8 protein-coding genes and 1 pseudogene are annotated in these 10341 nt (G+C 34.3%); 4 read left to right on the top strand and 5 right to left on the bottom strand.

Translation table 11 applies throughout. The features are described from left to right. Window positions 1-32: 32 nt before the first annotated feature. Together HU235_RS11165 and fbp are read right to left on the bottom strand one after the other, a co-directional pair. Entirely contained in the window at window positions 33-563 is a 531-nt protein-coding gene (locus HU235_RS11165) for a hypothetical protein (RefSeq protein WP_174880271.1), read from the bottom strand. A 328-nt stretch (window positions 564-891) separates the two neighbouring features. After that, window positions 892-2826: a fructose-1,6-bisphosphatase gene (gene fbp, locus HU235_RS11160; RefSeq protein ID WP_174880270.1), complete on the bottom strand. Its 1935-nt coding sequence runs from the start codon at window positions 2824-2826 to the stop codon at window positions 892-894. Between the two features lie 425 nt (window positions 2827-3251). Between fbp and HU235_RS11155 the strand changes: the two genes are divergently transcribed. Continuing rightward, a complete protein-coding gene (locus HU235_RS11155; protein ID WP_141231512.1) occupies window positions 3252-3398 on the top strand; it encodes a BH0509 family protein in 147 nt (48 codons plus the stop codon). A gap of 476 nt (window positions 3399-3874) precedes the next feature. Further along, window positions 3875-4408 (top strand): hypothetical protein, encoded by a 534-nt coding sequence (locus HU235_RS11150; protein WP_095300192.1) that lies wholly within the window; start codon window positions 3875-3877, stop codon window positions 4406-4408. Between the two features lie 441 nt (window positions 4409-4849). Here the strand turns inward: HU235_RS11150 and HU235_RS11145 are convergent, their stop codons facing one another. After that, window positions 4850-5503 carry an SGNH/GDSL hydrolase family protein gene (locus HU235_RS11145; protein ID WP_174880269.1) on the bottom strand — a complete coding sequence of 218 codons (654 nt, stop codon included), beginning with the start codon at window positions 5501-5503 and terminating at the stop codon, window positions 4850-4852. A 566-nt stretch (window positions 5504-6069) separates the two neighbouring features. On the opposite strand from HU235_RS11145, the gene HU235_RS11140 reads away from it, so the two are divergent. Next, window positions 6070-8106 carry a glycoside hydrolase family 2 protein gene (locus HU235_RS11140; protein ID WP_174880268.1) on the top strand — a complete coding sequence of 679 codons (2037 nt, stop codon included), beginning with the start codon at window positions 6070-6072 and terminating at the stop codon, window positions 8104-8106. 184 nt (window positions 8107-8290) lie between these two features. Here the strand turns inward: HU235_RS11140 and HU235_RS11135 are convergent, their stop codons facing one another. Further along, window positions 8291-8818 (bottom strand): hypothetical protein, encoded by a 528-nt coding sequence (locus HU235_RS11135; protein WP_174880267.1) that lies wholly within the window; start codon window positions 8816-8818, stop codon window positions 8291-8293. Window positions 8819-8974: 156 nt separating this feature from the next. After that, on the bottom strand, window positions 8975-9871 hold the full coding sequence (locus HU235_RS11130) for a LysR family transcriptional regulator (protein WP_145582119.1): 897 nt from the start codon (window positions 9869-9871) through the stop codon (window positions 8975-8977). Between the two features lie 163 nt (window positions 9872-10034). Here HU235_RS11130 and HU235_RS11125 point away from each other — a divergent pair. Beyond that, window positions 10035-10341, top strand: a pseudogene (locus tag HU235_RS11125) (ABC transporter substrate-binding protein); the annotation flags it as partial.

Below are 10341 nucleotides of genomic sequence, written 5' to 3'. Positions count from 1 at the left end.
CAAATGGACTCATTAGAGAAAAAGATACTCTTTCAAATGCTTGTAATTTCTTCAAGTTCAAAACTTTCAATAACCTCAGTCTTAAACTCCCAATATTCTACTATGTCACATTCTGTTAATCTTATTTTCCCCTTAGAATGAATAACCTTTATAAAACCTGCAAGTGAATCTATCATTAAAAACAAAAATTCTTCTTCCTCTAATATCAGCTTTATACCAATATCACTTACAACTTCCCATTCATCGCTTGAACTTTTCCATGCCACTTTATTCCTTACTATTACAATATTCTTTATTTCTTTTTCAACAGTTCTTTTACTTATATTATTGTCAATGTTAGTTTGATCAATTTCCAAGACTATTTGTGGATATTCATCATCATCATCATCCTCCAGTGAAGGTTCATTTTTTAAAGTTAGATACAAGTCAGACGTTTCTAAAGTAATAGCAAAGGAAAATTCGCCTGGTTCTTCTCCATTTATTGTCTTCAATTTTTTACCCATTAATTGTTTTAACATATCCCTATGCTGATTATGTATTGTATTTATTATTTTGTATTTCATTTTTCGTCACCTTTCCTTTATCTTTCTAGTCAACAAAATGTATTTCCAATATTACCGAAGTAGCCATGTCCATTCGCTTTTTATATTTGAAAAGAACTGTAAATCAAAATTTAATAATACCTTTTTCCCAATCTTACTAATTTTCACTGCACCAATTATTATTTACCGCTAGGCAAGGAACAAAACCTAGTCCTGCAATTATTTATCTAACGTATTAGCATTCCAATTCTACAAGTAGAAACGAAAAAAAACCGTTCAGTGCCCCAACACTAAACGGCTTTTTTTCAACAGTCAGGCTCTCTTCAAGGCAATCAGCCTAGGAGATGCCTCACTTCATATACCGATATTCCATCAAGCTATTCAAAATCGAGATTTCCTTTAATAGTTCCTCGCCAACATTCGTTTCAAGTACCTTTTTCCGTTCTAGTTCCTTGTCTACTAATCTTTTAACTGATAAGACATCTGTTCCATTTTGGAGAACATCTTCTTTTGAATTAAAATGTTTATGTGCGACAAGCTGCATCCCGAAGGAGTTGTATAATAGCGTGTATCCAGCAATACCAGTTGTTGATTGATATGCCTTAGAAAAGCCTCCATCAATAACGATTAGCTTTCCATTTGCTTTAATTGGATTTTCTCCATTGATTTCTTTAACAGGTGTATGACCATTAATGATATGGCCTTGATCAGGATCTAGATCAAATTCTTCAAGGATTTGACGGCATGTTTCCTCTTTTTCACGTAAATAGTAGTATGGGTTTTTTATTTCCTTATGTGTTGCCTTATCTTTAATAAAATATCTCTCAAACGTCGTCATTGCTCTTTTTCCGAACAGTGAGGAATATTCCCCTGTCCATAAATACCAAACCATATCTGTTGCAAGGTCATCTGTTTTTTCAGGATGTGCAAAAGAGTATCGTAAATATTGTTCAAAGACGTCAAGCAATTCACGACCTGCATAAGCTTTATCCTCAATGACCATTTTTTCCATATTCCCATCTTCATCTAACGGAATACAGCCATGCAGTAATAAATTTCCGTTATATTTCAAATAAAGACTGCCTTTTTTCATAAGGAAGTTCATATGTCTCGCAAGCTTTTCGGAATGTTGTACAGAAAATAACAGCTTGTCCATGACTTCTTCTTCTTCCGTTAACAGTTGATCAGGCTTTTCTGGATTAATCGTTGCAAAGCAAGGGTTTTCGATTTCGTATGTTTTGCCTTGTATCGTAATTTCATTTTTCTCGTAATCGATTTTTTCAAGCAACAGTCTTTCTGACATATTGAAGTTTGGACGTCTCTTAATGATCGGACTTTCAAGCTTAAATTGAATCATCGCAATTGCTTGATGGATTTTCGTTATTTGTAATTTTTCTTCATCAGATATTGTTTCATCTGGCTGAATCTTTGGTCTAAAGGAAGGATTGTCTTTATAATATTTCTCTGCCAAATTAAGCAATGGTCTCAGATTGATACCATACACATCTTCTATAATGTCTAGGTTATTGTATCTCGCACAGATGCGAATGATATTGGCAAGACAAACCTTTGAACCAGCAAAAGCACCAATCCATAAGACATCATGATTCCCCCATTGAATATCAACTGAATGATAATTAATGAGAGCTTCCATTATTTTATCAGGCTCAGGTCCACGATCATAAATATCCCCGACGACATGAAGATGGTCAACAACTAATCTCTGTGTCGTATAGGCAAGACCAATAATGAGCTTATCTGCTTGTCCAAGTGAAATAATTTGTTGAACAATTTTTGAATAATAAGGCTCTTTAAAATTTGTGAATTCATCTGTTTTATATAAAAGCTCCTCAATAATATAAACAAATTGAGAAGGCAATGCTTTCCGTAATTTTGAACGTGTATACTTTGATGAAGCATAAGAAATCAGCTTAATCATTCGCTCAATGATGACTGTGTACCATTGATGTAATTCTTCTTCATTATCAAATTCATTTTTTATTAGCTTAATTTTTTCTTCTGGATAATAAACTAATGTTGCAAATTCTTTTATTTCCTTTTCCGTAAGAACTTTTTTATAAATGTCCTCAATTTTTTCTCTTACCTTTCCAGAACCATTTCGAAGCACATGCTGGAAGGCTTGATATTCTCCGTGTAAATCACTTACAAAATGCTCTGTTCCCTTTGGTAAATTAAGAATTGCTTCTAGATTAATAATTTCAGTGACAACTTTTTCTTCAGAATCATACTTTTGAGCAAGTAAATCTAAGAATTTTGTGTTCAAAATGGTGAATCCCCTTTCAAACTTCAACATTATTTTATATCTATAAGATTACTTACATTTTAGGTGAAAATAGACATTATCATTATAACGAAGCTTATTATTTTCTTGTCTTAGTTTGCAATGTAAGAATATTCTTAATTATATATGATATTACCATATTTCGAATGATTGAAGAATAATAAACGACACTGTTTTTGTATATACAAGTCTATAACTATTTCAAATTTTAACGAAACAAACCCCTTTTGACATCTTATGTAGGTAAAAGCACTAATAAATAACGTATCTATATGAGTTTTCAGCAATTCATCTCAAACTGATATTTGTTTCATCTCAAATTGAGATATATAATAAAATTAAGAAATTGAAGAAAACGTTTCCTAAAACAATAACTTTATTACGGTTTTACATGAGGAGGATTTAAGATGAGCCAATCAGCGAGAGAATCCAAAGTGAGAGATTTATTAAATAAACAAAAATTCAATGAGAAAGAAATTGCGCAAATGACGGATCCACAGATTGAATACTATCACTGGCTCTATTTTGAAGATTCAGTTTACGATTATATGTAATTACGATAAATGAAAAGATAGCAGCTTTTGTACTAAGTACGAAAGCTGTTTTTGTTTTTTTCACTGATTAAGTCTAACATTAAAAACATTTTGTTTTTGACGTTTTTCTTTTAAATGATTGTTTAAACGTTCCATTAGTAATAGGAGATTATAATGTTCTATTATTTAGTTAACATAATATTTATACGGTAAACTTATCAAGTAGATGTCTTCTAAAGAATGATTTTTACTTCGGAAATCGCTCTTACATGCACCGCGTTTTCTTGCATTTCAATGCGAAATTTGCCTCTCCCCTTTCAATTAGCTGCGCCAATAATATACTACTTTCATCATCTACATTACAAAAATATTCATAAAACAACAAATTTTCGCAAAAATATCAAGATAAAAAGACAAATAACTGCTTTCTTATGGTATAATTTGTAATGGCATTTTTTATAAAAAAATATATTCAAAGATTTAGAAGGTGAGATTAAATGAAGTTTATGAGAAGAATGATTTTATTGCTCGTCGTTTTATCAATCATTTACGGAATGTCACTTGCAGACTATAAAGTCACTACCCAAACTGACGATAGCTTTAAGGTAATTTGGAAGGAGTATTCCGTTAAGGATAAGAGCGAATTTGTAATGAAGGATCAATTAAATTTTTTTGATGGCTTAAATAATAGTGTTGCTATACTTGGGAAGTCGATCATTGATTATCCGATGGATGGTTGGACCTTTTTTAACAAATCAAAGGAGTTTCTCTCTAACTTGGAATTGCCAGTATGGGCAAATACTATTTTAGAAGCACTTTTCTTTATTCTTTGCTATATTGCAGCAGCTGTAGTTATGATTATTTCGATACCTGTTTTATTATATAAATTATCTTTTTTCGAGGCAGACCCTAGTTATCATCTAGGTATTTGTGCTGTCATATTAGGACTTTTTATTTTCACTAAATTCACTGAAAGTAAAGGAAGTAAAAGACCAAAACCACAGCCAAAACCTCAACAAGTGAAAGTATAAAGAACAAAATAACAGTGGAATTGATTCTAATAGCGGAGCGTTAGGCCAAAAAAGGTTTAGCGCTTTTTTACGTATGTATTCAATGTACAAGAATCTTAGCTCTATCTGTAGTCGAACGAATTAATCCATGCACAGTTTCTAAGCCTAAACTACTATACCTACATTCCTATTTTCTACATTATATCACACCATTTTACATTCTTCACTACTTTTATCATATTTTTTCATTCAATAATTTGGTTTTTATATTGTTTAGGTATTTTGAATTATCTCATTCGTCGGTTATCATCCATTATGGGATATTCATCATTATCAATTTATAGTGAAGTTGTAGGAAGCTCGAGCACTCTAATGTCTATAATTAAGTAGTGCGGGGGTAAGCAGAGTCCCAATTTTGACGACTCTGCTCTATCCAATTGAAACTTCAAAGCCCATAAATTATTATTTACTCCAATCAAAGCCAACCTTATTGAGAAAAGCACGTGCCAGTAAAATATGCCCTGCTTCATTTGGGTGAACTCTGTCCCAAGCTAATGCTGCTGGGTAAATTTTATCTAATAGTTTATTAAAAGCTGCTTGTGTATCAATAAAATAACAATTTGTTTCTTCTGCAATTTTTTGAACGACAGCGCCATATTCATCCATAGCCTTCCGCATCTCGTCTTCTGGATTGGCCTCCAAATAGTAAGGAGTCATTAACACTATTCCCTCTACTTGCGGCTTTGTTTTTTCGACAAGATTGCGAAGGGTTTCCTCATATTCGTTCATGTACACATGCTTATCCTTCATGAAAGGTAAATCGTATTGTCTCCATACATCATTTATTCCGATCATGATCGATAGCCAATCTGGTTTTTGATTCATAACATCCTCTTGCCATCTTTCTTTTAAGTCACGTACTGTGTTTCCGGAAATTCCTTTATTAACTACACGAATTCCTAATTCCGGATATGTAGAGGTTAAGAATGCGTTTACAAATGAGACGTAGCCCTTTCCTAATGCACCGAATAATCCTTCCCCTTCAGGTTTTGCTCTCTCGCAATCTGTTATTGAATCACCAATAAATAACAGCTTCTGATTCCTTTTAAGTTCCATGATTCATCCCCACCTTGTCATTAAATCTTCTAGTAATATATAAATTACTAACCTAAGTTTAGTACATCAATCCCTATTCGTCTATTAGGCTTAAATTATAAAATGGGGACAGTCCCCACTTCATAAACCCATTTCCCTATTTTTATAAAAAGATATTGACCAGGCAAAAGCTTGCTTGGTATTATTTGAGAAATCCTCATTGATTTTTCCCTCTAATTTGATGTAAATTTTGATTCATCTCATCATTTCGGAATGATAATAACAAGCTTTATTAGGTTCAGAAATGTATCTCTTGGCGAGTAACTTTTTTTAAAAATTAAAATTTTGAAACCCTTTTCATTTCAAACCCAATAGTTAAAGTAATGTCTGAAAAGTTTGTATAATGTAATTGTTAATTCTTAAAGGAGGTGAAGCTAAAGCAGGCTACTTAGAATAAATTGTATGCGTTTTCTGTCATTTTTCATTTTTATGAAACGGGTTTCATTTTTTGAACAATTCATCCTTAGATCATCTCTTCTACTTAAAAGTTTATTAATCTCAATAACAATCAGTCGGGAGGTTTCAATATGTTTCGAAAATCCATTTATTGTGGGATCGTTTTTCTTCTTCTATTTTCTACCCTATTTGCCGGAGGAGCTGTTGCTAATAACAGTACTACAGTAACGACGAATTCCGCAGAACGAGAGCCAATGAACACGGAAGTCCATTCAATTGATGGAACAAATGTTTTGTATCAATATGGTGAACCGGTCCCTTCGTTTGATACATGGACACAAGAAGAACCTAGCAGAAGCTATTTATCACTTGATGGGAAATGGAAATTTTCAATGGATCCTGATAAGCAAGGAATGAACGAAAAATGGTATGCAAAAGAATTCAATGATGCAAATTGGCAGTCTGAAAAAGTACCTGGCAGCTGGGATTTATATGATACCCCTGATTTTGGAACATATGATGGCTCTAACTTCGGTGTTGGCAGTGCTTTTTATGATGGTGACGCATGGTTCCGGACCCATTTTTCACTTGATGCCAACTGGAAAAATCAATTTGTTAAGCTTCATTTTCTCGGTGTTAACTATCGCGCATGGGTATACGTAAATGGCCATTTTGTAGGTGAGCATGAAGGTGGAAATACTCCATTTTCACTAAATGTCAGTAAATATGTACAGCCTGGAAAAGATAATGTGATTGCAGTTCGTGTTAATCGAAGAGCAGACTTTGATTCTTATACAAGTCCTGACGCAAAGCCTGTAACAAATGATACAGAGCTGCCGTACAAGCCTGTTGACTATTGGCGGTATGCTGGGATTACCCGCAGCGTATATTTGGAGGCAACTTCACAAGTAACAGTTAGCAAAATTCTCACGTCAACTGGCGATCATACGTTGACAACAAAAGTTGTTGTTTATAATCACGGTGATAAACAAGCACATCGACAATTAGTCGTTAATCCCGGTAATCAAACTGGTGGGAAACAACAGTCACGAGAAATTACTTTAAAGCCAGGTGAAGTGAAGGTTGTTTCATTCGATTTTACCATTCCAAATGCAGCCTATTGGTCACCTGAATCTCCTACCCTTTATAAAGTAACTGCTTCACTCTTTAAAGGGAAAGGGCAAGGCAAGCAGAACGGAAAAGACTCTGTTGATGACAGCCTTTCAACGAATTATGGAATGAGAACGATTGCTGTTGAAGGCAGCAAGCTAACGTTAAATGGAGATCAGCTCTTTTTAAAAGGTCTTAATTGGCATGAGGAAACAGCTGAAAATGGGAAATCGATGACGATCGAGGAGTACGACACAGAGCTGAATCATGTTCTCAATGTTAATGCCAACTTTATTCGAAATAGCCACTACAATCGTCATCCATATGTATATGATTTTTCAGACAAAAATGGAATAATGGTTCTTGATGATGTTGATAATATGTGGCTTGATACGAAACAAGAAGCGTTGCAAACAAGCTCTTACGGACTATCTAGGTCATTAGTATTAAGTATGGCATGGAACCAAATTAATCATCCTTCGGTTATTATGTGGTCCTTACAAAATGAGTCACAAATTTGGGATGATGAACAAGTTTATCGTGACTGGCTTGCAGATATGAAGTCAGCTGTCAAAAGTATTGATATTCAAAACCGCCCAGTCACATGGGCATCTGGAAGCAGCTGGGATCCAGCCTATGATTTAGCAGATGTCATCGGTTTAAATGAATATTTCGGATACTTTTATCAGGAGGATAAAGACCTAGGGACAACATTAGATGCGGTTCATCGAAACCATCCAAATAAACCGATTTTAATAACGGAAAATGGAACTTGGGCACATATTGAAGACGAACTTAAGCATGGAGACTCAACACAATCAGGTACGGAAGAATGGCAATCAGCAAAGTTTCTCAATCACTGGAATCAAGTTACAGACCCAAGCCGGCTATCCTATATGGCTGGATATACGTTCTGGGTGTTAAAGGATTATAAAACAAGACTTGGATATAACAAACAAATTAATGGCATTTCAACGATGGGCTTAATGAGATTTGATAACGAAGAACCACGGTTGATTTATGAAACGTTTAAAGATGCGAAAAATCCGCTTGAGTAATGCCCTTTATAAAACGATAATAAGAAATCGAAATACTCAGCTTCTTAGCCTTATACAGAGGACATCAGACTGAAGGCAAGCAAATCTATATGTTTTCCTTCAGTCTTCATAATAAATTGATGTTGATTTTCTAAAGGTTCTTCTTTTCCTCAATTTGCTACCACTTTTAAAATCATTTTGCGTTCTAACTATGCCACACACTTTTAAAATATTCGGATAAAACACCTTCTCCTTGAAATCTTTCTTCAAGAACAGCTTGCACCTGATAAAACTCTTCTTCCAGTTTTTCGTCTGGCTTAGAAAATGACCCTAGGTACGAATATCTATAAACTGGTTCATCTGGACATCGTTCATAAGCATGCTTTAACATCACAATACCTTTTTCTTCCCAAAATTCGTCGTCACCGAAGTAATGCGGGAACAGCGAAATCATATATCCAAAACACCAAAGAAAATCCTCATTTGTCATAAAATGAGTCAATCCGAAATGGGTAACCTCATTTAAAACCGTTTGTACCTCATCAAAATCGACATCTTTAATCGCGAGTGGTCCTTCTTCGACTAAGATATACCAGCAAAGGAAACCTAATCGAATACTCGCTTCTAGGTCATTGGGATTTTCCCGCCAATTCTTAATTAGGAGCGATTTTGCTTCATTCCATCGTTGTTGTTCTTCTAATGAATCAACTTCCGGCCATCGCCAATCAATCACAGTAATTCCCCCTATTTATCTATCAAAACCCAAGCTGAACAAGACTTAGAAATTATATAGTTCTGCTTGTTACCTACCATATAAATTAAACGTACAAAAAATGATTGTCACTCTACTATGTACTAAAAAATAAATTTTCTACAGGACATCCCTCTACTAATTCGCTAGTTTTTGATGAATAAATTGGATAAACGTATTATAAATAGTGTTTTCAAACAAATGTTCTTTATGTTGAACACTATAGATGAACCTCTTGTTCGTATATTGTGGTAACGGCAGTGCAACTAAACGATTTTGGATAAGCTCCTTTTCGAGACTAAGCTTTGGTAAGATTGCTGCCCCAATACCTGCTTCTGCCGCTTCCTTTAGTGCTTGAATCGAACCTATTTCCATTGTGATATTTAACGGAATGCTGTGTGAATCCATCCACTCCTTTGCTAAACGGTAGCTTGTTGATTGCTGTTCATGTAATAAAAATGGATAAGGTAACAGATCTTCTACTTTCAGTTGTTTAATTGCAGCTAAAGGATGATTTGGCTCCACAGCAATGACTAATGGATCTTCAGCTAACGGGAGGACATATAATTCATCGTCCTCTATCGGTCCATGTGCAATAATCGCTATTTGCAATTCATATTTCTTAATTTTTTCTAATATTGTCGGAGCTTTTTGAACAGTTAACGATATTTTATAATCCTCATGATGTTTTTGGAACGTAGCTAAATATGAGGGCAAAATATATGTAGCTGTCGTTTCACTTGCACCGATTTTTAACAGTGTGCGCTGAAATTCATTTAAGTGTGTGATTTCTTGAACAGCATTCGTTTGCAATTGAATCATTTGCTTTGCATAAGGATATAAAATTTTCCCTGCCTTATTTAAAATCCACCGATGTGGTAAATGCTCTTCAAATAATGATGTTCCAAGCGTTTGCTGTAAAGCCTTTAAATGAAATGTTAATGTCGGCTGTGTTAGCTGTAATTTTTCTGCTGCTAAACTTAATTTACGATGCTCAACGATGGCAATAAATATTTTTAATTGTTGAATATTCATTTCCGCCACCTCCCTCCACTAAAATATAGATAAAATCTTTCTAATTATCAATATATTAAGATTTTATTTAACACTATCTTTACAATCTCCTACAAATTTCTTCATATTCATTGGTTATTCTTGATGATGTAAACAATACATGGTTAAAGGGAGTCGTTAGTTCATGAAAAAAATCGCGTTATTATTTGCAGCAACATTAGCATTATCAGCATGTTCAGGAAATGAAACGGAAAAGACAGCAGGTAGCACAAGTTCCAAGACGACGAAGGAAAATGACGTATTAACTGTTTATGTTAATGACTTTGATGAAATGATTGAGCCATTGTTTGAAGAAGCTACAGACTATGATGTGGAAATCGTTGTCGGCAACGGTGCAGAAATTCAATCGCGAATCGAATCAGAAAAATCAAATCCAAACTGGGATGTTGTTTGGATGGATGGGCAAGCATCCTTTTCAAGATGGGATGATG

The sequence above is a fragment of the Metabacillus niabensis genome, assembly GCF_902829255.1.
Classification (GTDB): domain Bacteria; phylum Bacillota; class Bacilli; order Bacillales; family Bacillaceae; genus Metabacillus; species Metabacillus niabensis.
This window is presented reverse-complemented; position numbering and strand designations above follow the sequence as displayed.